The sequence below is a fragment of the Streptomyces sp. NBC_01717 genome (genome assembly GCF_036248255.1).
Taxonomy (GTDB): Bacteria; Actinomycetota; Actinomycetes; order Streptomycetales; family Streptomycetaceae; genus Streptomyces.
The window spans coordinates 7414791-7437352 of the sequence record NZ_CP109178.1 but is presented as its reverse complement, the minus strand read 5'-3'; the positions used below and the strand labels follow the sequence as shown (position 1 = coordinate 7437352).

Genomic DNA, 22562 nt, shown 5'->3' with positions numbered 1-22562 from the left:
GAGGAGGTCACTCCCGATGGAGGCACACCCGGGCGACCGGCTGCTGACGCACGGCAGGACCGTGGGACAGCACGACAGGGTCGCAGAGATCGTCGAAGTGCTCGGTGACGGGGGCGCTCCCCCGTACCGCGTCCGCGCCGACGACGGCCACGAACACCTGGTTTCGCCAGGTCCTGACACCGTCGTTCAGCACACCGTGGTCCGGCACCGGGGCCCGGAGACCCTGTAGGGCCCCCGGGCGGACCATCCCCGACCGCACCACCACAGCCAGGTGCGCTCCCCTCCGGCCCCCTCGGGTCAGCGAGGAGGGCGCACCCTGTGTCGATAGTGGTCGGCGACCACCTGCGCCATCGTGCCGATCCGGTCGGTCACGACGTCCTTCCCTGAGAAGTAGACATGGCCGCGCACCTGGTCGTAGGCGGCGGCGAAGTCCAGATGACGGGAGAGTTCGGCCGGGTCCTGCCAGGCGGCCGGCTGGGCCGGGTCACCGGCCTTGTAGAGCGCCTCCCCGACGAAGAGATCGACACCCGTGCCCCGTACGACCTCGTCCCACCAGGGCAGCAGCTTGGCGTAGTCGGCGGCGGCGAAGCCGATGTTCCAGTAGATCTGCGGGCAGATGTAGTCGATCCAGCCCTTCTTGACCCAGCCGCGGGTGTCCGCGTGCAGATCGTCGTAGGTCTGCACACCTGCCTTGGTGTCCGAGCCGAGCGGGTCGGTCGCGGCGTTGCGCCAGACTCCGAACGGGCTGATCCCGAACTGGACGTTCTTCTTGATCTTCTTGATCCGCTCGGCGGTCTCACGCACCAGCTTGTCGGTGTTGTCGCGGCGCCAGGCGGCCTTGTCCGGGAAGTCCGCGCCGTACTTCGCGTACGTGGCGTCGTCGTCGAAGACCTGTCCGGCGACCGGGTACGGGTAGAAGTAGTCGTCCCAGTGGACGGCGTCGATGTCGTAGCGGCGGACCGCGTCGAGCATGGCGTCCTGGACGAAGCGGCGGACCTCGGGCAGTCCGGGGTTGTAGTAGAGCTTCCCGCCGTACGGCAGGACCCAGTCCGGGTGCAGACGTGCGGGGTGGGTGGGGATCAGCCGGGACGGGTCGGTGTGGTTGGCGACCCGGTACGGGTTGAACCAGGCGTGCAGTTCGAGGCCGCGCCGGTGCGCCTCGCGGACGGCCGTGCCCAGCGGGTCCCAGCCGGGGTCCTGACCCTGGACCCCGGTGAGGTACTGGGCCCACGGCTCGTAGGGCGACGGCCAGAACGCGTCGGCGGTCGGGCGGACCTGGAGGATCACGGCGTTCAGCCGCCGGTCGACCGCCTCGTCGAGGTAGTCGATCAGCTCGGCCTGCTGCTCCGCCGCTGTCAGGCCGGGCGCGGACGGCCAGTCGATGTTGGCGACGGTGGCGACCCACATGCCGCGCAGCTCACGCCGGGCGACGGAGTGGGAGCGGGCCTGCTGCTCGGACGACGCACCTGTCCGGGCCTTTGGAACAGTCTGCGTCACGGCGACGGCCTCACCCGCCCCCGCGGTTCCTGCAACTACCCCCGCGACCACTCCGGCCGCACCCGCCACAAAGCCCCTTCGGGCGATTTGCCGCATTCCGTTGCCACCTGCCGTCTCTGTGTCCTCATCCATCACCCTGGTATCGGGCGTAACGCTGAGCATGCCCGCCCCGGCCCGTCATGGTCCATAGGTCGCGGAGTAACGTCGGGGGGTCGAGGCAGGGCCCGGAATCAGACGGGTGTCCGCCGAACGGAGATCAGCGAAAGGCACGAGGTGACGGACTCTATGGCCGACATTGCACGCGTCGGAGTGGTGGGCTGTGGCCAGATGGGCGCAGGCATCGCGGAGGTGTGCGCCCGCAGCGGCCTCGAGGTCAAGGTGGCCGAGACCACCGGCGAGGCGCTGGAGATCGGTCGCACCCGGCTCCACAACTCCCTCTCCAAGGCCGCCGAACGCGGCAAGATCACGGAGGTGGAGCGCGACGAGACACTCGGTCGCCTCAGCTTCACCACCGACCTCGGCGAGTTCGCGGACCGCGATCTCGTCATCGAGGCCGTCGTGGAGAACGAGCAGGTCAAGACCGAGATCTTCCAGGTGCTCGACCAGGTGGTGACCCGGCGGGACGCGATCTTGGCCTCCAACACCTCGTCGATCCCGCTGGTGAAGCTGGCCGTCGCGACCTCCCGCCCGGACCAGGTCATCGGCATCCACTTCTTCAACCCGGCCCCGGTGCAGAAGCTCGTCGAGCTGATCCCCGCGCTGACCACGTCCGACGAGACGGTCACGCGCGCCGAGGCCCTGGTGCAGGACGTGCTCGACAAGCACCCGATCCGCGCCCAGGACCGCTCCGGCTTCGTCGTCAACGCGCTGCTGATCCCGTATCTGCTCTCCGCGATCCGGATGTTCGAGTCGGGGATCGCCAGCCGCGAGGACATCGACAACGGCATGGAGCTCGGCTGCGCCCACCCGATGGGCCCGCTGAAGCTCTCCGACCTGATCGGTCTGGACACCGTGGCCTCGGTCGCCGACTCGATGTACGCCGAGTTCAAGGAGCCGCTGTACGCCGCTCCCCCGCTGCTCCAGCGGATGGTGGACGCGGGCCGGCTCGGCCGCAAGACGGGCTCGGGCTTCTACCCGTACTCCTGACCGCTGATCGGGGCCGCACGGGGCCGGCCGGGGACGCCCCGGCCGGCCCCGCGTGCGTGGCTGTCACGGAGCCCGGGTCCCGTCCGGGCGGTGGTCCGGGCTCACCCCAGCCGTAAGTGATGGAGCATCATCAGCCCGGCCACCATGTTGGCGGCCGGGACCTCGCCCCGGGCGATCATGTCGGGCACCAGCTTGAGCGGAATCCACTCGCGCCGCGACGACTCGAAGTCGTCCTGCGGATGCCCGGTCCAGCTGGCCTCCTCGGCCCAGTAGAGGTGGTGCCGGGCGTCGGTGAGGCCGTTCGACGGCTCCACGGTCAGCAGCGGCCGCAGCGGGCCGGGGCGCCAGCCGGTCTCCTCCTCCATCTCCCGGGCGGCCGCGGCGGCGATGTCCTCGCCGTCCTCGACGACGCCCGCGGCCAGTTCCCACCCCCAGCTGTCGGTGATGAACCGGTGCCGCCACAGCAGGAGTACCTCATTGGCCTCGTTGACGACGGTTGCCGCCGCGACGGGGCGCAGCCGCACGAGGTAGTGGTCGAGGTGTCGGCCGTCGGGGAGTGCGACGTCCGCCAGATTGACCCGGAACCAGCGGTTTTCATACACGGTTTGTTCGTTCAGATTCGTCCACTGCACAGTTCTGCCACCTTCCGACATGTTGGTGGCAACATCGCAGCAGGAGCAGCGCCGGAGGGGAACGTTCAGAGCGGTACGCGCAACGCGCCTTCGATGAGTTCGGCGGCCCGCTCCGCGTCGGCGCAGCGACTCGCGATCAGATCCTGGCGCACCGCGCGCAGCCGGTCCCGCAGCCGCTGCGACTCCATCCCCCGGACCCGTTCCGCCATTTCGGCCGCCGTGCCGGCCGCTCGGTCCGCCTCCCCCTGCCGCAGCTCGATGTGCGTCAGTATGGCCAGCCGGTGTACGCGGCCCCGGTCGTGCGCCGGCGTCCGTACCGCCGCGGCGGCGTGCTCCCGCGCCCCCGGCAGATCGCCGAGGCGGAGCAGCGCCTCGGCCACCTGCACATTGACCAGGCCCGGCTCGACGTACCCCGTCTCGTCGGGCTCGTGCCCGGGACGGATGCGTCCGGCCTCCGACTCGGCGCGCCGGATGCGCTCCAGGGCACTGTGGCCGTCGCCGAGATGGGCGTACGCCTTGGCCTGCATCGCGTACAGATCGGCGGCCAGCGCGGGTGTGATGTCCCGGCCGGCGGCCCGCAGCGCCGCCTCCGCGAACGCGACGGACTGCCGGTACTCCGCCAGGAACAGCGACTGGTTGACGAGCAGAGCGATCACATACCCGCCGAGCCCCCGGTCCCCGCTCGCCTTGGCCAGCCGCAGCGCCTGGTGGAAGTAGCGCTGGGCAAGACCGTGCGCGTCGGAGTCGTAGGCGCAGATGCCCGCGACGGCCACCAGCCCGCCGGTCGCCCGGTGCAGCTGGCGGCCCAGCGCATCGCTGTAGCCGCCGCGCAGCAGCGGGGCGGTCTCGGCGTTGAGGAAACCGACAATGCGGGAACGGGTCGCGATGCCACCTGCCCTGCGGTACATCAGTTCGTAGTGGGAACGGGCCGCACGCAGCATCGCTATGTCGGCCGGGGAGACACGTGTCGTACCGGCACGGGAGACATCGGCGTCCTCCGGCGGGTTCTCCCACTCCCAGACCGGCATCACCGCCGTCGTACCGGTGACGGCCGCCGAGGCGAGGACGTGCGGGCGCTGCTGTTCGTCGGACCGCCACAGCGCGGTGGCCCGCTCGACGAACCCGGTGAGCGTGGAGGCCGGCACGGGTGCACTGCCGCCGGGGCACGCCATCCCGATGTCGGCGAGCGAAACCGGCCGGTGCAGCCGGTCGCCGAGCACCTCACAGATCAGGTCGGGCACCTGACCGCGCGGGCGCTGGCCCTTCAACCAGCGTGCCACGGCGGTGTGTTCGTACCGCAGGGACAGCCCTCGGGCACGCCCGGCCCGATTGACGTGCGCGGCGAGGCCCGCCCGGGAGACGCCCGCCTCGTCGATCAGGGCCTCGAGCAGAATGTTGGGCTCCATTGCCCCTCCTCCGCCGGATACGCCTTGAGGCGTGTCGCCCCAGTGGAGCACGTTTCACACGGGGTGTGAACGGAATGCCCGAACCGTCCCGCTGCGCACTCTGTTGCGCCTGGTCGCCGATCGGTTGAATCAGTCGCCTCGCAAGAGGCGGCCGGGTCGTCTGCTCCCCCTCGTACAGTCGACGACCCGCACCCGCGCCGTTCGCCCTGCCGACCTGCCCGACACTCCGTGGCAGCGCGGGCGGCGCAGGATCGCACGACCCACTGCCCACTGATCGGAGGGTGGCTGCGGGGCCGTACCGGAACCGGGTTCCCCCGGGCCGGGACGGGGCCCGCGTGCGGTCCCCCGCCGTTCGGCGAGCACAGGAGGAGGGGGCGTATCCGTCCACCGGATACGCCCCCTCCTCACCACTTGCCTTCAAGCCCGTCGAGGGATCCCTCCCATGCCGTCGAGGCAGCAGGTGAGATCGCGCCCGGGAAGGCACGCGCACCCGCCGGACGGTCGCCGTGGGCCTACTACGCTCCGCGCAGTACCGCACCGGTCCGCTCGGCGGCCAGGGCGACCGCCGCGTCGCGGGCGGCCGTGGCCTCGTCGACGGTCAGCGTGCGGTCCGGGGCCCGGAACCGCAGCGCGTACGCCAGCGACTTCTTGCCCTCGCCGATCTGTTCGCCGGTGAAGACGTCGAACAGCCGCAGCGATTCGAGGAGTTGACCGGCGCCGGCCCGCAGCGCATCCTCCACCGTCGTGGCGGGCACGTCCTGCGCGACGATCAGCGCGACGTCCTGGGTCGCCACCGGGAAGGTGGAGATCCGCGGCGCCTGGAGCGCACCGTGGACGGCCTGCTCCAGGAGGTCGAGCTCGATCTCCATGGCGCAGGTCCGCTCCGGCAGGTGGAGCTCCTTGATGACACGCGGGTGCAGCTCACCGGCGTGTCCGACGAGCGTCTCCTCGCCGCCCACCGTCACGAACAGCGCGGCGCAGCGGCCGGGGTGCCACGGAGCGTGCTGGTCGCTGCGGACGGTCAGCTCGACGCCGGCCTCACGGGCGATCGTGCGGGCGGCCTCGATGGAGTCCGCCCAGTCGGCCGGGCGGCCCTTGCCCCACCAGCCGGCCTGCTCGCGGGCGCCCGCGAGGACGACCGCGGCGCGGCGCGGCTGACGCGGCAGTGCGGCATTCAGGCCGGCGATCTCGTCGTCGGTGGGACGGCGGTCGACGGTCAGCCGTTCGGTCTGCGTCTCGTCGCCGGTCGGCCTGAAGACCAGACCGGTCTCGAAGAGCGCGAGGTCGTGGCTGCCGCGGCCGTCGTTGCGCCGCAGTGCGCCGAGCAGGCCCGGCAGCAGCGTGGTGCGCAGCGCCGGCTCCTCGTCGGAGAGCGGGTTGACGAGCTTGACCGTACGACGGCGGGCGTCGTCGGCGTCGAGTCCGAGCTGGTCGAGCACGGCGTCGCCGATGAACGGGTAGTTCAGGGCCTCGACATAGCCGGCTCCGGCCAGCGCCCGGCCGAACCTGCGGTGCAGCCGCTGGCGGTCGGTGAGCCCACGGCCGGACGGCGGCGTCGGCAGGGTGGACGGAAGGTTCTCGTACCCCTCGAGCCGGATGACCTCTTCGGCGAGGTCGTTCGGCTCGCTCAGGTCGGGCCGCCAGGACGGCACAGTGACGAGGAGCTCGTCCTGCCCGTAGACGTCGCAGCCGACCTGCTGGAGGCGGCGTACCACGGTCTCGCGGCCGTACGCGACACCGGCCACCCGGTCGGGGTGGTCCGCGGGCATCGCGATGGTGCGGGGCGCGGACGGGGCGGTGACCTCGGTGACACCGGCCTCGGCGGTGCCGCCGGCGAGCAGCACCAGCAGGTCGACGGTGCGCTGCGCGGCAGCGGCCGCGGCCTGCGGGTCGACGCCGCGCTCGAAGCGCTTGGACGCCTCGGAGGACAGCTTGTGGCGGCGCGCGGTCCGGGCGATCGAGATCGCGTCGAAGTGCGCGGCCTCGATGACGACCTCGGTGGTGTTCTCACCGTTCTTGACGTCGGCGATCTCCGTGTTGGCGCCGCCCATGACGCCCGCGAGGCCGATCGGGCCGCGGTCGTCGGTGATGACCAGGTCCTCGGCGTCGAGGACGCGGACCGTCCCGTCGAGCGTGGTGAGCTTCTCGCCCTGCTGGGCGCGGCGCACCCCGATCGGCCCGTCGATGCGGGTGCGGTCGTAGGCGTGCAGCGGCTGGCCGAGCTCCAGCATCACATAGTTGGTGATGTCGACGGCGAGCGAGATCGGGCGCATCCCGGCCTTCTGCAGCCTGCGCTGCAGCCAGATCGGGGAACGCGCCTCGGGCTCCAGGCCGACGACGGTGCGCGCGGTGAACCTGTCGCAGCCGATCGGGTCGGCGATCTTCACCGGGTAACCGAACGCGTTCGGCGCGGGAACGTCGAGGAGCGCCGGGTCGCGCAGCGGCAGCCCGTACGCGATGGCGGTCTCGCGGGCCACGCCACGCATGGAGAGGCAGTAGCCGCGGTCGGGCGTGACGGCGATGTCGAGGACCTCGTCGACGAGCTCGAGCAGCTCGATCGCATCGGTGCCGACCTCGTGCTCCGGCGGCAGCACGATGATGCCGTGCGTACCGTCGTCGCCCATGCCGAGCTCGTCGGTGGAGCAGATCATGCCGTGCGAGGTCCTGCCGTACGTCTTGCGCGCGGCGATCGCGAAGTCGCCGGGCAGCACGGCGCCCGGGAGGACCACGACGACCTTGTCGCCGACGGCGAAGTTGCGGGCTCCGCAGACGATCTCCTGCGGCTCACCGGTGCCGTTGGCGGAGCCGACGTCGACGGTGCAGAAGCGGATGGGCTTCTTGAAGCCCTCCAGCTCCTCGATGGTCAGTACCTGTCCGACGACCAGGGGGCCCTTGAGGCCGGCGCCGATCTGCTCGACGGTCTCGACCTCGAGACCGACGGCGACGAGCTTGGCCTGTACGTCACGGCCGGTCGCCGTCGCCGGCAGGTCGACGTACTCCCGCAGCCAGGAAAGCGGGACGCGCATCAGATCTCCATCCCGAACGGCCGGGTGAACCGGACGTCACCCTCGACCATGTCTCGCATGTCTTCCACGTTGTGGCGGAACATCAGCATCCGCTCGATGCCGAACCCGAAGGCGAATCCGCTGTACTTCTGGGGGTCGACACCGCAGGCGATGAGCACCTTGGGGTTGACCATGCCGCAGCCGCCGAGCTCGATCCAGCCCTCGCTGCCGCAGGTGCGGCAGGGGCGGTCCGGGTTGCCGACGGACTCGCCGCGGCAGACGTAGCAGACCATGTCCATCTCGGCGGACGGCTCGGTGAACGGGAAGAAGTTCGGCCGCAGCCGGGTCTTCATGTCCGGGCCGAAGAGCGCCTGGACCATGTGGTCGAGGGTGCCCTTGAGGTCGGCCATGGTGAGGCCCTCGTCGACGGCGAGCAGCTCGATCTGGTGGAAGACCGGCGTGTGTGTCGCGTCGAGCTCGTCGGTCCGGTAGACCCGGCCCGGGCAGACGACGTAGACGGGCGGCTCGCGGTCGAGCAGGGTGCGGGCCTGGACCGGCGAGGTGTGCGTGCGCAGCACGACGCCGGACTCGTCGCCCGCGGTCGGCTTCCCCTCGGGCGTGGTGCCCTGGACGAAGAAGGTGTCCTGCATCTGCCGGGCCGGGTGGTCGGGCACGAAGTTCAGGGCGTCGAAGTTGAACCACTCCGCCTCGACCTCGGGGCCCTCGGCGACCTCGTAGCCCATGGCCACGAAGACGTCCGCGACGCGCTCCATGATGGTCGTCAGCGGGTGGCGGGCGCCGGCCGGAGTGCGGTCGTACGGCAGCGTGACGTCCACCGCCTCCTCGACCAGCACACGGGCGTCCCGCTCGGCCTCCAGCTCCGCCTGACGGGCGGCGAGGGCCTTGCTCACGGCGCCGCGGGCCTGGCCCACGCGCTTACCCGCCTCGGCCTTGGCCTGCGGCGGCAGGGCGCCGATCTCCCGGTTGGCGAGCGACAGGGGCGAGGTACCGCCGGTGTGCGCGGTCTTCGCCTGGGCGAGCGCGTCGAGGTCGCCCGCGGCGGCGAAGGCAGCGAACGCCTCGTCCCGCATGCGCTCGATCGCTTCCGGTTTCAGTGCCTCGACCTCGACTGGGTCGTACGACTTGTTCGGTGCCGACATCTCTTCCCGTGCTTCCGATTGGCTGATACTGCTCTTACCGGGGGATACCCCCGGACCCCCGTGGCCCCGCTCGACGACTGGAGGACACAAAGGTGCCAAAGGTCGAGTCTAAAGGCCGCGAGGGGTCGAAGAGGCCCGCGGGCTGCTCAGGCCCTCCCGTCGCCCACCGCCACCCTGCCTGATTGCTGCGCAAGCTCGCCTATTTCAGGTAGGCCGGCGCCCCCACGGGCAGAATAAATCGGAACTCGGCACCGCCGCCGGGCCCTCGGCCGACCGTGATCGTGCCGCCGTGCGCCTCCACGATGCCCTTGACGATGTAGAGGCCCAGTCCCGTCCCGCCCCGCTTGCTCCCGCGCCAGAAGCGGGTGAAGACACGGCCCATCGACTCCTCGGGGATGCCGGGGCCTTCGTCGCTCACGGTGACGGCCGTTCCCTTCTCGTCGCTGGTCACGGGTGCGGGTGCGACCTCAATGGTGACGGTTCCCTCGCCGTGGCGCACCGCGTTTTCCAGCAGGTTCCCCAGCACCTGGTCGACCTTGTCCGGGTCGGCCCAGACGGCGGGCAGCGGCTGCCGGGTGCGGACGAGGAACCGGTCGGGGGCCAGACCGGTCGCGGTGAGGGCCTGGATGTGCCGCTCGACGGCGGCGGAGAGGTCGACCGGCTGGCGGCGCAGTTCCAGGCGCCCCGAGTCGATCCGGGAGATGTCGAGCAGTTCGGCGATGAGCCGGGTGACGCGGTTGGCATCGGCGTCGACGGTCTCCAGCATCAGCCGCTTCTGGTCGTCGGTGAACCGCTCCCACTTGGCGAGCAGGGTCGCGGTGAAGCCCTTGACCGAGGTCAGCGGGGAGCGCAGCTCATGGGCGACGGTCGCGATCAGTTCGGCGTGGCTGCGCTCGGTGCGGCGGCGGGCCTCGGTGCCGCGCAGGCTGATCACCAGCCGGCGTACGGGCCCGGTGGGGCGCTCGCGTACGTACCGGGCGGAGACCAGCACCTCACGGCCGCCGGGAAGCAGCAGATTCCGCTCGGGCTGTCCGACCCGGGTGGCGAGGCCGCCGTACGGGTCGGTCAGCGCCCACCAGCGGCGGCCCTTCAGGTCCTCCAGCGGCAGTGCGTGTTCCAGCGGGCGGCCGAGAGCGGCGGCCCGGGGGACGGCGGTGATCCGGGCGGCGGCGGAGTTGAAGCAGATGACCCGGCCCGTCTCGTCGGCGATGACGAGACCGTCGGGGAGGTCGTCGGGGTCGATGGCTCCGTCCGCGTCCGCGACCGTTGTGACGGTCGCGATGCTGTCCGCGCGGCCGATGTGCGACTCGCGCGGCCTGCTCATGCCGACTGCCATATTCCCGTACCCCACCTCTCGAACCGGTGCAGTGGGCCCCGAGTCCGTCACCCTACTAGTCGTCGGTCACGGAGCGACACCCTGCGGCAGCGCACCGCTGTGATGCGCCGGACGGCCGGATACGGGCCTGGGGGCGCGGGACGCTCAGCCGGTGGTGCGGCGGGGGCGTTGGGCGCGCGCCGAGGCGTACAGACAGACGGCCGCGGCGGTGGCGAGGTTGAGGCTCTCCGCCTTGCCGTGGATCGGCACCCGTACGACGGCGTCGGCGAGCGCCCGGGTCTCCTCCGGCAGGCCCCAGGCCTCGTTGCCGAAGACCCAGGCGGTCGGCCCACCCATGGTGCCCGCGTCGAGCTCGTCGTCGAGGTCGTCGTCGCCCGCGCCGTCGGCGGCGAGGATCCGTACGCCCGCGTCCCGCAGCCCCTGCACCGCCTGCTCGACCGGTACACCGACGGCGACCGGCAGATGGAATAGCGAACCGACGGACGCACGCACGGACTTGGGGTTGTACAGGTCCACGGAGGCGTCCGTGAGCACGACGGCGTCGGCACCGGCGGCGTCGGCACAGCGCAGCACCGTGCCGGCGTTCCCGGGGTCGCGTACATGGGCGAGGACGGCGACCAGGGTGGGCTTCGCGGCGAGGATGGACTCGAACGGCGAGTCGAGGAAGCGGCAGACACCGATCAGGCCCTGCGGTGTGACGGTCTGCGACATCTCGGCGAGCGTGTCGCCGTCGGCGAGGTGCACCCGGGCGCCGGCCGCGTGGGCGGCGTCGACGATGCCGGCGTACCGCTCGGCCGCCTCGACGGTGGCGAAGAGCTCCAGCAGCGTCGGCTCACCGTCGCTGCCGCGGTGCTCGGCGGCCTCGCGCACGGCCTGCGGCCCCTCGGCGATGAACCGTCGCTCCTTGCCGCGGAAGTTGCGCCTGGCAAGGCGCCGGGCGGCGGCGACACGCGGCGATCGCGGGGAGATCAGTTCGGGGGTGCCCATGGTCGGCGGCGGGCCTCTCTGCGTGCGGAGGTACGGATCGGGCGGAGGTGCGGAACACCTCGTGCAACGCACCGGACCCGCAGGCGACGAGCGCCTGCGGGTCCGGCTCAAAGCCAAGAAGTGTGCCCTGGATCAGGCGGCCTTCGGGGCGTTGACGTCGCTCGGGAGGGCCTTCTGGGCAACCTCGACGAGGGCGGCGAACGCGTTGGCGTCGTTGACCGCGAGCTCGGCCAGGATCTTGCGGTCCACCTCGATGTTGGCGGCCTTCAGACCCTGGATGAGGCGGTTGTACGTCATGCCGTTCTGGCGGGCAGCGGCGTTGATGCGCTGAATCCACAGCTGACGGAAGTCGCCCTTGCGCTTCTTGCGGTCGTTGTAGTTGTAGACCAGGGAGTGGGTGACCTGCTCCTTGGCCTTGCGGTACAGGCGCGAGCGCTGACCGCGGTAACCGCTGGCGGCCTCGAGGATTGCCCGGCGCTTCTTGTGGGCGTTGACTGCCCGCTTGACGCGTGCCACTTGTTAACTCCTTGTAGCGGGGCCGTGGTTGGACTCACACGGCCCGGAAACGAATTGGTCCCGGTGTGACAGAGGTCGTGCCCCCGGACTCACCGGGGGCCTGGCCTCACTTGCCGAGAAGCTTCTTGATCTTCTTGGCGTCGGCCGGAGCCACGACGACCGTGCCGGTCAGCGAGCGAGTCTTCTTGGACGACTTGTGCTCGAGCAGGTGGCGCTTGCCGGCCTTCTCGCGGAGCACCTTGCCGGAGCCGGTGATCTTGAAGCGCTTGCTGGCACCGCTGTGCGTCTTGTTCTTCGGCATCGCGCCGTTCTCTCCTCGTCAGTGGCGCCCCTCGCGGTGCGGGCACCGGACAGCAGGGGCGTCAGATCTTGGTGGGAATTCCGGGGGGACCCGGGGCCGCCTGGATGGCGCCCCCTGAGGTCACGCCTCGGAAGGTGTATCGGTCGAAGCCTCGGGCTGCGCTTCGGCCGGAGCCTCGGCAGCCTCTTCCGCAGCCTCGGCGTCGGGCGTGTAACCCTGACGCTCCGCCTTGCGGGCGGCCTGAGCCTCGCGGGCCTCGGCCATGGCTTCGGTCTTCTTCTTGTGCGGGCCCAGAACCATGATCATGTTCCGGCCGTCCTGCTTCGGATTCGACTCGATGAAGCCGAGTTCCTCGACGTCCGAAGCGAGACGCTGAAGCAGTCGGAAGCCCAGCTCAGGACGGGACTGCTCACGACCACGGAACATGATCGTGATCTTGACCTTGTCGCCCTGCTTGAGGAACCGGACGACGTGACCCTTCTTGGTGTCATAGTCGTGCGGGTCGATCTTCGGCCGGAGCTTCATCTCCTTGATGACCGTGTGCGCCTGGTTCTTGCGCGCCTCACGGGCCTTCATGGCCGACTCGTACTTGAACTTCCCGTAGTCCATGAGCTTGCACACGGGCGGACGGGCGGTCGCCGCCACCTCGACCAGGTCGAGGTCGTACTCCTGTGCGAGTTCCAGGGCCTTGGCAAGCGGAACAATCCCGACCTGCTCGCCGCTGGGACCGACAAGTCGCACCTCGGGAACGCGAATCCGGTCGTTGATGCGGGGCTCGGCGCTGATGGATCCTCCTCGGTAGCACCACGCGGCCGCCTGGCGGACAGCCACGTAACGTCTGTTTTCCTGAGACCAACCGCACCAGCACATCAAAAATGCCCCGGACGGGACACAGGCGGGGCTCCTGGAAAACCGGAACACCGCCGCGGTCAACCGCGGGGCGCATCGGGCGGCTCCATCGTCCGTACGGAACGATGGGCGCCACCTGACCGGTGACCTGCCGTCCCGAAGGATGGTCAGGTGGGAGATCGGAGCCTCCACTTGTGGGCCGGGCACATAGATGCCCAGCCGGTCGTTACACAAGGTTAGCAGCTCCCCCGGGGTGGTGCGACCCGTGCACCGCTCGCGCAGCTCCCGCGGACGGGGGCAGGCAGGCGTGGGCCTATCGTATGGCTCATGAGTGACGCGACCCCCAGCAGTGAAACCCCCGGCTTCGACGACATGGCCCGCGACATCGCGGAGGTCCCCGCGGTCGAGGTGATCGTGACGGTCGCCGTCAATCTGATGAGCGCCGCCGCCGTGAAGCTCGGTCTGACCGAGGACGGCGACAAGCACAAGGACCTCGACGAGGCCCGCAAGCTGGTGCACGCGCTGGCCGGCCTGCTGGACGCGAGCACCACCGAGATCAGCTCGTTCCACGCGGCGCCGCTGCGGGACGGTCTGAAGTCGCTGCAGCTGGCGTTCCGCGAGGCGTCGCTCGTTCCGGACGAGCCGGGCCAGGGCCCCGGCGAGAAGTACACCGGCCCCGTCTTCGGCTGAGCCCGCCCCGCCCTTTTCCCTCCTTCGACGACCGTGAGCCCCCTGCCCGTCCGGGCGGGGGGCTCACGCCGTTCGCGGGCCGGTCGGGTGATCAGCGTGCGAAGAGCGGCTCACCGGGAGTGATCGCGTCGGCCGGAAGCAGCGCCAGGTCCAGGCCCCGCACCAGCCGGGCGCGCAGCACCTCGTCGGCAGCCAGGGACTCCGCAACCCGGCGGGCCGCGTCGGCAGGGGCCGCGTCGGGCGCCAGGACCAGGGCGAGGGTGCCGCCGTCCCGGCCCGGGACGAGATGGGCGCGGATCACCGCGGGCTCGGCGGCGACCGCCTCGCGTACCGCGGAGGTGACCGCCGGGTCGTCCAGCGGGTCGGCGCTGGTGCGGCCCTCGGCGAGCGCGAGCAGTGCGGAGCCGGTCAGCTCGAACGCGACGGGACCTGCGAGGTCGAGCACCACCGTGTCCGCCTTCTCGTGCGCGGCGGCCTGCAGCGCCTGGTGCAGGGGTACGGCGACGGGGCGGGCCTGCGGGTCCCAGAGCGCCAGCGAGTCGGTCGAGGTGAAGGCGGGCAGGGCGCGACGGTCCCCGGCCTGGAGCGTGGGCACGGCCATGTCACTGGTCTTCTCCCGGCGCAGCCCGGTTTCGTCCTCCTCCACTTCCCCGAGGACGGCTACGACGGGGACCAGGAGGCGGGCGCCCTTGAGCGCCTCGAGGACTGGGCCGATGGCCGTACGGTCCCCGGCCCAGGCGGCGAGTGCCGCGGTCAGTACGGGGTCGGCCGTGCCATCGTCGTCGGAGTAACCGGAGTCCGGAATGTTCTTCTGCGCCACAGGGTGAGCGTAGTCGGTGCGGTTTCTCACGATGCCCTCAGGTGGACCACAGCCCGTTGCCAGGTGCCCTTCCTAGCGTCCGGTTCCATGACCCTGCCGATACCGAAGACAAGTACGAAGATGCGTACGTCCGTACTGTCCGCGTCCGTGGCCACCGTGTTCCTGCTGGCCGGTTCCGTTGCGGGCGGGATGTATCTGGTGGGCCGGTGGTCGGATCCGGGACCCGGCCCCGTCGCCTCCGTGTCGTCGGCCGCGGACTCACCGGCTCCGGGCCCGCCGGCTCCGGTGGTGACGAGCGAGGAGCCCGAGGTGGATCTGGACGCGGAGCTGGCCGAGGCGGTGGCGCCGCTGGCCGGCGACTCCAGCGTGTCGGTCGCGGTGCTGGACGCCGCGGTCGGGGCCGGTGCGGTGTACGGGAACGGGACGTACGCCACCGCGAGCATCGTCAAGGTCGACATCCTCGCGGCGCTGCTGCTCCGGGCCCAGGACCAGGGGCGGGAGCTCACCGCGTACGAACGCAGCCGCTCCGTCACCATGATCGAGAACAGCGACAACGCCGCCGCCACCACGCTGCTGCGGACGATCGGCGGGACGGCCGGGCTCGACACGGCCAACGCCCGGTTCGGCCTGGTCGGCACGACCGCTGCGGCTGCGTGGGGGCTGACCAGGACCACGGCGGCGGATCAGCTGATGCTGCTGAAGACGGTGTTCGGTACGCACTCGAAGCTGACCGAGGACTCCCGCGCCTATCTGCAGGGGCTGATGCGGAACGTGGCGGCCGATCAGCACTGGGGGGTGTCCGCGGCGGGCAGCGACTGGGCGCTGAAGAACGGGTGGATGCCGCGGAGCGCCACCGGCCTCTGGGACATCAACAGCATCGGGCAGGTGAAGAGCAACGGGCACACGTACCTGGTGGCGGTGCTATCCGCCGGGCAGCAGACGATGGCGACGGGGATCGAGCGGGTGGAGTCGGTCGCGAAGGCGGCGATCGGGGTGCTCGACGGGGCGGACCGATGACGTACGGGCCTCGCGGCCGGACGACCGGATCGCCGCCACGGCTTCAGCGGCGTGCGGAGGTTCTCCTGTCGCGCCACAGCAGCACGGCCAGTGCCAGCAGTACGGCTCCCAGGCCGCCCGCGGCCGGGGCGAGCCAGCCTGATGGGCCGTCGTCCCGGTGCTGCGCGGTGGGGCCGGGGCCGAAGTACCGCTTGCGGTAGCCGGCCTTTGCGGAGTCGGCGGAGCCGGCCGACTCCGCCTCTGCCCGCAGACCGGCCTTGCGCAGCTTGCCGCCCGCCTTGATCGCGGCGGCCGGGTCGACGATGCCGTAGCCCCGGGAGTCGTCGCGGCCACCCTCCGGGGAGCTGCGGGCCGTGTCCGTCAGGAGCGTCTTCACCTGGGCGGGCGTGAGTCCCGGATGGGCGGCCCGGACCAGCGCGACCGCGCCGGACACGAACGCGGAGGCGGCCGATGTGCCCCACTCGATGTAGTAGTGACGGTCGGGGGCCGGGACCACTATGTCGACGCCGGGAGCGCTGACGGTGGCGTACCAGTGGCGGGTGGAGAAGGCCGCGTGGGTGCCGTACCGGTCGACGGCGGCGACCGCGATCACGCCGGGGTAGGCGGCGGGGTACGAGATGTGGTCGCCCTTCTCGCCTCCGTTGCCCGCCGACGCGACGACGACGGCGCCCTTCTTCAGCGCGTACTGGATGGCGGCGTCCTCGCCGCCCTCGGGGTGCGCGGACGCGCTGTCGTCGCCCAGGGAGAGGTTGATGACGTCGGCGCCGTGGTCGGCGGCCCAGCGGATGCCGTCGGCCAGGGCCGTACCGCGGGACTCGCGGGCCTTGTCACGGGACGGGTCGGAGGCTTCGAGGATCACCCGGACCGGGAGGATCTTCGCCTCGGGGGCGATGCCGAGCACTCCGTCGGCGCGGCCGACGCCGTGGCCGCGGCCCGCGATGATTCCGGCCATCGCGGTGCCGTGCCGGGCCCACGAACGGTCGCCGCGCCCGGCGCCGAAGCCGATCAGGTCCTTGCCGGGCAGTACCTGGCCCGCCAGGTCGGGGAGGCTGTCGTCGACCCCGGTGTCGACGACGGCGACGGTGATGCCCTTGCCCTTGGTCGTCTGCCAGGCCCGGTCGGTGTGGAGCGCCTGCAGCCCCCATTGCTGCGGCCGGATGGTGTCCGCGCGGGCGGGGACGGCGGGGAGCAGCGTGAACGCGGTGGCGGCGCAGAGCGCGCCGACGGCGCGGCGGTGGCGGCGGCTGTTCATCGCGGCTGCTCCGAGACGTCGGTGACGGTCCGGCGCAGCCCGCGCTCGATCCGGTCGGCGATGCCCTTGGCCTCATGGCCGAGGCCGGCCTGGGCGGCGGCCGTGGTCGCGTCCGCGGCGATCGCCTTCGCGACCGGCTGCGGATCGCCGACCGTACGTCCGTCCGCGAACCCGGAGACGGCGAACACGACGACCGGCACCTCGGTCAGCACATGGACGGTCCAGCTGGCGCGCTGCCGGTCGCCGAATCCGGCCGCGGCCGTGTCCTTGACCGCGTACGTACGGGGCATCAGGTCGGTGCGCGCGTCGAGGTGCTGATCGGAGAATCTGGTGCTCAGCGCTCGCATGGCGTCGGTGGAGCCCTGGGTGAAGATCATGCCGACCGTGGTGACACTGCTGGAGGTGGCGTCCACGTAGGTGGCGCGCAGCAGCCGCTCGCAGCCGACCGGGCGGATCGTCTTGAGCAGCAGCGGGTCCAGGGCGGTCGTGCAGCCGCTGTCCGGGGCGACGGCGATCCGGGTCCAGACCCGGTCCGCGCCGCCGGGCCCCGCGCCGTCCCCTTTGAGGGTGCGGGGGAACAGGGTGTCCACGGGGACGTTGTGCCAGACGGTGCGCCCGGTGGCGTAGGGGTCGCGTGCACCGGCGTCGGCCGAGGAGTCGCTGATGAGCCAGCTGCCGGTGACCGCTCCGCCGATCAGTCCGAGCCCGAGCACCACACAGGCCGCCGCGGCGGCGGTCCGTGCGGGGCGGCGGGTACGGACCGGACGCAGCCGGGTGGTGGTCTCTGCGGGCGTCTCGGGCCTGGGGTACGGCAGGGCGTGGGAGTGCGTCTGCGCGGGCGGGAAGTAGCCGCCGGGGCGCGGCGGGGTCGCGCCGGGACGCGGGGTGAGATCCACCGCCCCCACGGGCCGTCGCCGGGTCGGCGGGGGCGGCGTCGTGCCGAGGCGGGACGGGGTGGTGGGGGCCGGTGCGGCAGCGGCCGCGGGCACGACGCGGAGCCGAGTGGTCGTCTCCACCGGCTCCGGCTCCGACGGGTGCGTGGCCGGGGAGGTCGGGGATGCGGCAGCGGCATGCGGTTCGCGCGTCGGCGCGTCCTGCGCGGGAACGGCGGGTGCGGTGCGCTCAGGTGCGGGCGTGGGCGCGCCGAACGCCGACGCATCCGGAGCCTGGTCGGCCGGGGCCGTTCCCTGGCGGGCCGGAGCCGCCGGCTGCGGCGGCTGGGCCGGGGGCGGGGGCGCCGCCCCGGTCGTACGCCCCGGGTTCCCGTGGGCGTCCGGTGGTGCGGCCGGGCGTGGTGGCGCCGTCGGACGGGGCGGCACGGGAGCGCGCTGCGCCTCGGTACTCATCCGCCCCCCTGGTCCACGTTCCGTACCGCTCGCGGATCACCTTCACAGGCAGGCCTGTTGGTCACCGCGTCCCGTTACTCTACGGGCTGCGACGGGCCCGGCGGGAGTCGGGCGTCGCGCCCCTGGGAGATCTGCCCCGATCGTCCCCCTACCCAGTGGTAAAGGTGTCTGGCAAGCTGCGGCCATGACTGCGCGTGCCGCTGACCGGACCCGCTACGAGCGGGCCACCGCACATCTCGACGCCCCGATCGCCGTGGTCGATCTGGATGCCTTCGACGCCAACGCCGACGACCTGATCCGCCGGGCGGCGGGGAAGCCGATCCGGGTCGCGAGCAAGTCGGTGCGCTGCCGGGCGCTGCTGGAGCGGGTGCTCGCGCGGCCGGGGTTCGCCGGGGTGATGTCGTTCACGCTCGCCGAGTCGCTGTGGCTTGCCCGAGCCGGTTTCGACGACGTACTGCTGGCCTATCCGTCGGCCGACCGGTCCGCCTTCGCCGAGCTGGCCGGGGACCCGAAGCTGGCCGCCGCGGTCACGGTGATGGTGGACGACCATGCGCAGCTGGAGCTGATCGACGCGGCGCGGGCCGGTGGCCAGGAAGAGATCCGGGTCTGTCTGGAGCTGGACACGTCGCTGCGGCTGCTCGGTGGCCGGGTCAGGATCGGGGCGCTGCGTTCGCCGCTGCGCTCGCCCGCCCAGCTCGCGGAGCTGGCCCGCTCGGTGGCGCGCAGGCCCGGTTTCCGGCTGGTCGGCCTGATGGCGTACGAGGGGCACATCGCCGGGGTCGGGGACTCGGTCGCGGGCCGGCCGCTGCGTTCCAGGGCGATCCGGCTGATGCAGGCGACCGCCCGCAAGGAGCTGGCGGCCCGGCGGGCGGAGGTGGTCCGGGCCGTGCGGGCGGTGGCACCGGATCTGGAGTTCGTGAACGGCGGCGGCACCGGCAGTGTGCAGCACACGGCGGCGGAGCCGGCGGTGACCGAGATCGCGGCCGGGTCGGGGCTCTACGCGCCGCGGCTGTTCGACAACTACACGTCGTTCGCGGCCCGCCCGGCGGCGCTGTTCGCGCAGCCCGTGGTGCGGCGGCCCGGCGTAGGGGTGGTGACGGTGCTCGGCGGCGGCTACCCGGCGTCGGGGGCCGCGGGGGCGGACCGGCTGCCCGTTCCGTATCTGCCGGAGGGACTGCGCTACGACCCGCAGGAAGGGCCCGGCGAGGTGCAGACACCGCTGCTCGGTGCCCCGGCCGACGATCTGCTGATCGGCGACAAGGTGTGGTTCCGGCACGCGAAGGCCGGTGAGCTGTGCGAGCGCTTCGACGAGCTGCAGCTGATCGAGGGCGACCGGGTGACGGCGACCGTGCCGACGTACCGCGGCGAGGGGCAGACGTTCCTCTGACCTTCTGGCTCCCTGACCTCCTGACCGGACGTCAGGGAGCCACGGAGCTGCCGACGCCGCCGCCGGTCTCGCTGTCGTCGATCGGCCGGATGGCCCGGGTGAGGGTGTCCATGAGGGAGAGCGGCGGTCCGCCGGGTCCCGCGTCGAAGGCGTAGCGCACGATGACCGGCGATTCGCTGCCGACCGTCGACGGGAAGACGAGCGACTGCACGTAGCCGCCGGGCCCCTTGGCCGTGTGGACCCGCCAGCGCACCTCGTAGCCCGTGCGGCCCGCCACGCTGACCGATGCCGATCTCAGCTGCTCATGGGAGGTGATGCCTCCGTGGATCCGGTCGCCGACGATGTTCTCCTCGTACGCCTTGTCGGCCGCGGTGGTGATGTCCTGCTTGGCCAGGGCCTCGGCGGAAGCGAGGTCCGTCTCGCTCGCCGTACGCGTGGTCACCGTGCCGTGGTAGCAGAAGGCGGAGGAGTCGCCGGGGCAGGCGTAGGAGCCGGCCGTGCGCATGGTGAGGGCCTTGTCAACAGTGCTCTCAGGCTTCTCCCAGCCGTCGGGGATCGGCAGGGTGATGCCGTTGAGCTGGTCGACGAGCAGCGTCGGGTCCGTCGCCGGACCGTCCCCGCCGGCCGTGGCGGTGGCGGTGGCGGTGGGGAGCGGTGCGGAGCGGGTCGGCCCGGACGACTTGGAATCCGTACCTCCGTCGTCCCCGCCCAGCAGGACGGCCCCGGTGACGGCGGCACCGACTACGACCAGGGCCGCCGTCGCGATCGCCACGGTCCGGACGCCGCCCCCGCCGCCGCTGCCTCCGCCTGCGTACGGGGGTGGGACCGGCTGCTGCGGTGCGGGCGTGTTCGGCCGGGTGTGAGCGGTCCATGCCGTGCCGTCCCACCACCGGTCGGTGCCCGGGGTCGCGGAGTCCGGGTACCAGCCGGGCGGTGTCGCGTTGCTCATGCCTCCACTCTAGGGTTCAGCCGTCAACGGGAGCCCAGGGCGGGCGGTTCGACGTGGGCGGGCGTGGAGTCATGAGCTCGCACATGACGAGGCGCCGGTCAGACGGGCGTGACGTACGCGCCGGAGATTCCACCGTCGACCAGGAAGTCCGTGGCGTTCACGAACGAGGAGTCGTCGCTCGCGAGGAATGCGACCGCCGCCGCGATCTCGGTGGCCTCCGCGAACCGGCCGACCGGGATGTGCACCAGCCGGCGGGCCGCGCGCTCCGGGTCCTTGGCGAACAGCTCCTGGAGCAGCGGGGTGTTGACCGGCCCGGGGCAGAGCGCGTTGACGCGGATGCCTTCGCGGGCGAACTGGACACCGAGCTCGCGGGACATGGCGAGCACGCCGCCCTTGGACGCGGTGTACGAGATCTGGCTGGTGGCCGCGCCCATGACGGCCACGAACGACGCGGTGTTGATGATCGAGCCGCGGCCCTGGCGCCGCATGTAGGGGAGGGCGGACTTGCAACAGAGGTAGACGGAGGTGAGGTTGACGTCCTGGACGCGCTTCCAGGCCTCCAGTCCGGTGGTGAGGATGGAGTCGTCGTCGGGCGGCGAGATGCCCGCGTTGTTGAAGGCGATGTCGACGGAGCCGTAGGTGTCGTACGCGGCCTTGAAGAGCGCCTCGACCTGTTCGGGGTCGGTGACATCGGTGCGTACGAAGATGCCGCCGGCCTCGTCGGCCGCGGCCTTGCCCGCGGTCTCGTCGATGTCCGCGCAGACGACGTGGGCGCCCTCGGATGCCAGGCGGCGCGCGGTGGCGAGGCCGATGCCGCTGCCGGCGCCGGTGATGACGGCGGTGCGGCCGACCAGGCGGCGGCAGATGTTCTCGGTGTCGGTGGTCATGCTGGTTCAGGCCTCCGTACTGATGAAGACGTTCTTGGTTTCGGTGAAGGCGGTCAGGGCGTCGGGGCCCAGTTCCCGGCCGAGACCGGACTGCTTGTAGCCACCGAACGGGGTCCAGTAGCGAACGCTGGAGTGCGAGTTGACGGACAGGTTCCCGGCCTGGACCGCTTGGGAGACGCGCAGCGCGCGGCCGACGTCCCGGGTCCAGATGGAGCCGGCGAGGCCGTACTCGGTCGCGTTCGCGAGCCGGACGGCGTCGGCTTCGTCCTCGAAGGGCAGGACGACGGCGACCGGTCCGAAGACCTCTTCGGTGGCCACGGGCGAGTCGGGGCGGGCGTCGGTCAGCACGGTCGGTGGGAACCAGAACCCGGGGCCCTCGGGTGCGCCGCCCCGGATCGCGGTCGCGCCCTCGGGGACGTACGACCGTACGCGTTCCAGCTGGGCCCGGGAGATCAGCGGCCCCATCCCGGTCTTCTCGTCGGAGGGGTCGCCGACGACGACCGAGGCGACGGCCGGGGCGAGGAGTTCGAGGAAGCGGTCGTAGGCGGAGCGCTGGACGAGGATGCGGGTGCGGGCGCAGCAGTCCTGGCCCGCGTTGTCGAGGAACGCCATGGGCGCGGCGGCCGCGGCTGCCTCGATGTCGGCGTCGGCGAAGACGATGTTGGGGCTCTTGCCGCCGAGTTCGAGGGTGAGTCGCTTCACGCGCTCGGCGCACCTGGCCATGATCTGCTTGCCGACCCGGGTGGAGCCGGTGAAGACGATCTTGGCGACACCGGGGTGTTCGACGAGGGCGTTGCCCGTTTCGGCACCGGCTCCGGGCAGCACCTGGAAGAGATGCTCAGGCAGGCCTGCTTCCAGGGCGAGTCGGGCGAGTCGCAGTGCGGTGAGCGGGGTGGTCTCGGCGGGCTTGAGGAGGACGGCATTGCCTGCCGCGAGGGCGGGGGCGACGCCCCAGGCGGCGATCGGCATCGGGAAGTTCCACGGGGCGATCACGCCGACGACGCCGAGGGGTTCGAGCAGGGTGAGGTCGATGCCGCCCGGGACCGGGATCTGCCGGCCGCTGAGCCGCTCGACTCCCCCGGCGGCGAATTCGAGCAGATCGCGGACGTTGCCCGCTTCCCACCGGGCGTTGGCGAGGGTGTGGCCGGCCTCACGGACCTCCAGCCGGGCCAGCTCCTCGCGGTGTTCGTCGACGGCCGCGGCGAAGCGGCGCAGCAGGCGCGCGCGGTCCGCGGGGGCCATTGCCGCCCAGATCCGCTGGGCGGCCGCTGCCCGGCGCACGGCGGTGTCGACCTCGGCCGCGGTGGTGGCCGGGACGATCGCTACGACTTCTTCGGTCGCCGGGTTGAGTACCTGGTGCTCGGTGGTCACGGAGTGCC

Annotated in this window: 21 protein-coding genes; 5 read left to right on the top strand and 16 right to left on the bottom strand. The window is 71.8% G+C overall.

All coding sequences use genetic code 11. The annotated features are described in order from the left end of the window. The first annotated feature begins 16 nt into the window (after window positions 1–16). A complete protein-coding gene (locus OHB49_RS33640) occupies window positions 17–229 on the top strand; it encodes a DUF1918 domain-containing protein (RefSeq protein ID WP_030968594.1) in 213 nt (70 codons plus the stop codon). 68 nt (window positions 230–297) lie between these two features. Here the strand turns inward: OHB49_RS33640 and OHB49_RS33635 are convergent, their stop codons facing one another. Further along, window positions 298–1593: a glycoside hydrolase family 10 protein gene (locus tag OHB49_RS33635; protein WP_443079682.1), complete on the bottom strand. Its 1296-nt coding sequence runs from the start codon at window positions 1591–1593 to the stop codon at window positions 298–300. A 189-nt stretch (window positions 1594–1782) separates the two neighbouring features. On the opposite strand from OHB49_RS33635, the gene OHB49_RS33630 reads away from it, so the two are divergent. After that, on the top strand, window positions 1783–2643 hold the full coding sequence (locus OHB49_RS33630; RefSeq protein WP_329164705.1) for a 3-hydroxybutyryl-CoA dehydrogenase: 861 nt from the start codon (window positions 1783–1785) through the stop codon (window positions 2641–2643). A 101-nt stretch (window positions 2644–2744) separates the two neighbouring features. On the opposite strand, the gene OHB49_RS33625 is transcribed toward OHB49_RS33630, so the two are convergent. The 9 genes from OHB49_RS33625 to infC form a co-directional block, all read right to left on the bottom strand. After that, a complete protein-coding gene (locus OHB49_RS33625; protein ID WP_030968591.1) occupies window positions 2745–3275 on the bottom strand; it encodes an NUDIX hydrolase in 531 nt (176 codons plus the stop codon). A 65-nt stretch (window positions 3276–3340) separates the two neighbouring features. Continuing rightward, window positions 3341–4681 carry a transcriptional regulator gene (locus OHB49_RS33620; protein WP_329164703.1) on the bottom strand — a complete coding sequence of 447 codons (1341 nt, stop codon included), beginning with the start codon at window positions 4679–4681 and terminating at the stop codon, window positions 3341–3343. 515 nt (window positions 4682–5196) lie between these two features. After that, window positions 5197–7707, bottom strand: coding sequence for a phenylalanine--tRNA ligase subunit beta (pheT, locus tag OHB49_RS33615; RefSeq protein ID WP_329164701.1), 2511 nt, complete (start codon window positions 7705–7707; stop codon window positions 5197–5199). Next, window positions 7707–8846, bottom strand: coding sequence for a phenylalanine--tRNA ligase subunit alpha (gene pheS / locus OHB49_RS33610; protein WP_329164699.1), 1140 nt, complete (start codon window positions 8844–8846; stop codon window positions 7707–7709). The genes pheT and pheS overlap by 1 nt, the downstream gene beginning before the upstream one ends. A gap of 199 nt (window positions 8847–9045) precedes the next feature. Then, window positions 9046–10170 (bottom strand): ATP-binding protein, encoded by a 1125-nt coding sequence (locus tag OHB49_RS33605; protein ID WP_443079588.1) that lies wholly within the window; start codon window positions 10168–10170, stop codon window positions 9046–9048. A 156-nt stretch (window positions 10171–10326) separates the two neighbouring features. After that, the gene (locus tag OHB49_RS33600) at window positions 10327–11169 is read right to left on the bottom strand and encodes a TrmH family RNA methyltransferase (RefSeq protein WP_326744005.1); all 843 of its coding nucleotides are present in this window, start codon (window positions 11167–11169) and stop codon (window positions 10327–10329) included. A 132-nt stretch (window positions 11170–11301) separates the two neighbouring features. Beyond that, window positions 11302–11685, bottom strand: a complete 384-nt coding sequence (gene rplT, locus OHB49_RS33595; RefSeq protein WP_003970214.1) for a 50S ribosomal protein L20 — start codon at window positions 11683–11685, stop codon at window positions 11302–11304. A gap of 106 nt (window positions 11686–11791) precedes the next feature. Further along, a complete protein-coding gene (gene rpmI, locus OHB49_RS33590) occupies window positions 11792–11986 on the bottom strand; it encodes a 50S ribosomal protein L35 (RefSeq protein WP_030918579.1) in 195 nt (64 codons plus the stop codon). 120 nt (window positions 11987–12106) lie between these two features. Next, window positions 12107–12856: a translation initiation factor IF-3 gene (gene infC / locus OHB49_RS33585; protein WP_313936408.1), complete on the bottom strand. Its 750-nt coding sequence runs from the start codon at window positions 12854–12856 to the stop codon at window positions 12107–12109. 306 nt (window positions 12857–13162) lie between these two features. Here infC and OHB49_RS33580 point away from each other — a divergent pair, with 306 nt between their 5' ends. Further along, complete coding sequence (locus OHB49_RS33580; protein WP_030968584.1) at window positions 13163–13525, top strand: DUF1844 domain-containing protein; 363 nt, start codon at window positions 13163–13165, stop codon at window positions 13523–13525. A 91-nt stretch (window positions 13526–13616) separates the two neighbouring features. On the opposite strand, the gene OHB49_RS33575 is transcribed toward OHB49_RS33580, so the two are convergent. Then, entirely contained in the window at window positions 13617–14345 is a 729-nt protein-coding gene (locus OHB49_RS33575) for an SseB family protein (RefSeq protein ID WP_329164696.1), read from the bottom strand. An 87-nt stretch (window positions 14346–14432) separates the two neighbouring features. Between OHB49_RS33575 and OHB49_RS33570 the strand changes: the two genes are divergently transcribed. Further along, window positions 14433–15362, top strand: coding sequence for a serine hydrolase (locus tag OHB49_RS33570; protein ID WP_329164695.1), 930 nt, complete (start codon window positions 14433–14435; stop codon window positions 15360–15362). Between the two features lie 43 nt (window positions 15363–15405). Here OHB49_RS33570 and mycP read toward each other — a convergent pair whose 3' ends face one another. Together mycP and OHB49_RS33560 are read right to left on the bottom strand one after the other, a co-directional pair. Further along, a complete protein-coding gene (mycP, locus tag OHB49_RS33565; protein ID WP_329164694.1) occupies window positions 15406–16614 on the bottom strand; it encodes a type VII secretion-associated serine protease mycosin in 1209 nt (402 codons plus the stop codon). Further along, entirely contained in the window at window positions 16611–17510 is a 900-nt protein-coding gene (locus OHB49_RS33560) for a hypothetical protein (protein WP_443079681.1), read from the bottom strand. The genes mycP and OHB49_RS33560 overlap by 4 nt, the downstream gene beginning before the upstream one ends. Window positions 17511–18144: 634 nt before the next feature. Here OHB49_RS33560 and OHB49_RS33555 point away from each other — a divergent pair. Beyond that, on the top strand, window positions 18145–19347 hold the full coding sequence (locus OHB49_RS33555; RefSeq protein ID WP_329164692.1) for an amino acid deaminase/aldolase: 1203 nt from the start codon (window positions 18145–18147) through the stop codon (window positions 19345–19347). A gap of 31 nt (window positions 19348–19378) precedes the next feature. Here the strand turns inward: OHB49_RS33555 and OHB49_RS33550 are convergent, their stop codons facing one another. The 3 genes from OHB49_RS33550 to OHB49_RS33540 all read right to left on the bottom strand — a co-directional run bounded on the left by OHB49_RS33550 (window position 19379) and on the right by OHB49_RS33540 (window position 22554). Then, a complete protein-coding gene (locus OHB49_RS33550; protein ID WP_329164690.1) occupies window positions 19379–20296 on the bottom strand; it encodes a DUF2510 domain-containing protein in 918 nt (305 codons plus the stop codon). Between the two features lie 98 nt (window positions 20297–20394). Beyond that, entirely contained in the window at window positions 20395–21183 is a 789-nt protein-coding gene (locus tag OHB49_RS33545) for a 3-oxoacyl-ACP reductase (RefSeq protein ID WP_030968571.1), read from the bottom strand. 6 nt (window positions 21184–21189) lie between these two features. Next, the gene (locus OHB49_RS33540) at window positions 21190–22554 is read right to left on the bottom strand and encodes an aldehyde dehydrogenase family protein (RefSeq protein WP_030968569.1); all 1365 of its coding nucleotides are present in this window, start codon (window positions 22552–22554) and stop codon (window positions 21190–21192) included. Window positions 22555–22562 lie beyond the last annotated feature (8 nt).

Bases quoted from the DNA above. Each gene is read 5' to 3' on its own strand.
- OHB49_RS33640 (WP_030968594.1), top strand. From the start codon at position 17: ATGGAGGCACACCCGGGCGACCGGCTGCTGACGCACGGCAGGACCGTG.
- OHB49_RS33635 (WP_443079682.1), bottom strand. From the start codon at position 1,593: ATGCGGCAAATCGCCCGAAGGGGCTTTGTGGCGGGTGCGGCCGGAGTG.
- OHB49_RS33630 (WP_329164705.1), top strand. From the start codon at position 1,783: ATGGCCGACATTGCACGCGTCGGAGTGGTGGGCTGTGGCCAGATGGGC.
- OHB49_RS33620 (WP_329164703.1), bottom strand. From the start codon at position 4,681: ATGGAGCCCAACATTCTGCTCGAGGCCCTGATCGACGAGGCGGGCGTC.
- pheT (WP_329164701.1), bottom strand. From the start codon at position 7,707: ATGCGCGTCCCGCTTTCCTGGCTGCGGGAGTACGTCGACCTGCCGGCG.
- pheS (WP_329164699.1), bottom strand. From the start codon at position 8,846: ATGTCGGCACCGAACAAGTCGTACGACCCAGTCGAGGTCGAGGCACTG.
- OHB49_RS33605 (WP_443079588.1), bottom strand. From the start codon at position 10,170: ATGAGCAGGCCGCGCGAGTCGCACATCGGCCGCGCGGACAGCATCGCG.
- OHB49_RS33600 (WP_326744005.1), bottom strand. From the start codon at position 11,169: ATGGGCACCCCCGAACTGATCTCCCCGCGATCGCCGCGTGTCGCCGCC.
- rpmI (WP_030918579.1), bottom strand. From the start codon at position 11,986: ATGCCGAAGAACAAGACGCACAGCGGTGCCAGCAAGCGCTTCAAGATC.
- infC (WP_313936408.1), bottom strand. From the start codon at position 12,856: ATGTGCTGGTGCGGTTGGTCTCAGGAAAACAGACGTTACGTGGCTGTC.
- OHB49_RS33580 (WP_030968584.1), top strand. From the start codon at position 13,163: ATGAGTGACGCGACCCCCAGCAGTGAAACCCCCGGCTTCGACGACATG.
- OHB49_RS33570 (WP_329164695.1), top strand. From the start codon at position 14,433: ATGACCCTGCCGATACCGAAGACAAGTACGAAGATGCGTACGTCCGTA.
- mycP (WP_329164694.1), bottom strand. From the start codon at position 16,614: ATGAACAGCCGCCGCCACCGCCGCGCCGTCGGCGCGCTCTGCGCCGCC.
- OHB49_RS33555 (WP_329164692.1), top strand. From the start codon at position 18,145: ATGACTGCGCGTGCCGCTGACCGGACCCGCTACGAGCGGGCCACCGCA.
- OHB49_RS33550 (WP_329164690.1), bottom strand. From the start codon at position 20,296: ATGAGCAACGCGACACCGCCCGGCTGGTACCCGGACTCCGCGACCCCG.
- OHB49_RS33545 (WP_030968571.1), bottom strand. From the start codon at position 21,183: ATGACCACCGACACCGAGAACATCTGCCGCCGCCTGGTCGGCCGCACC.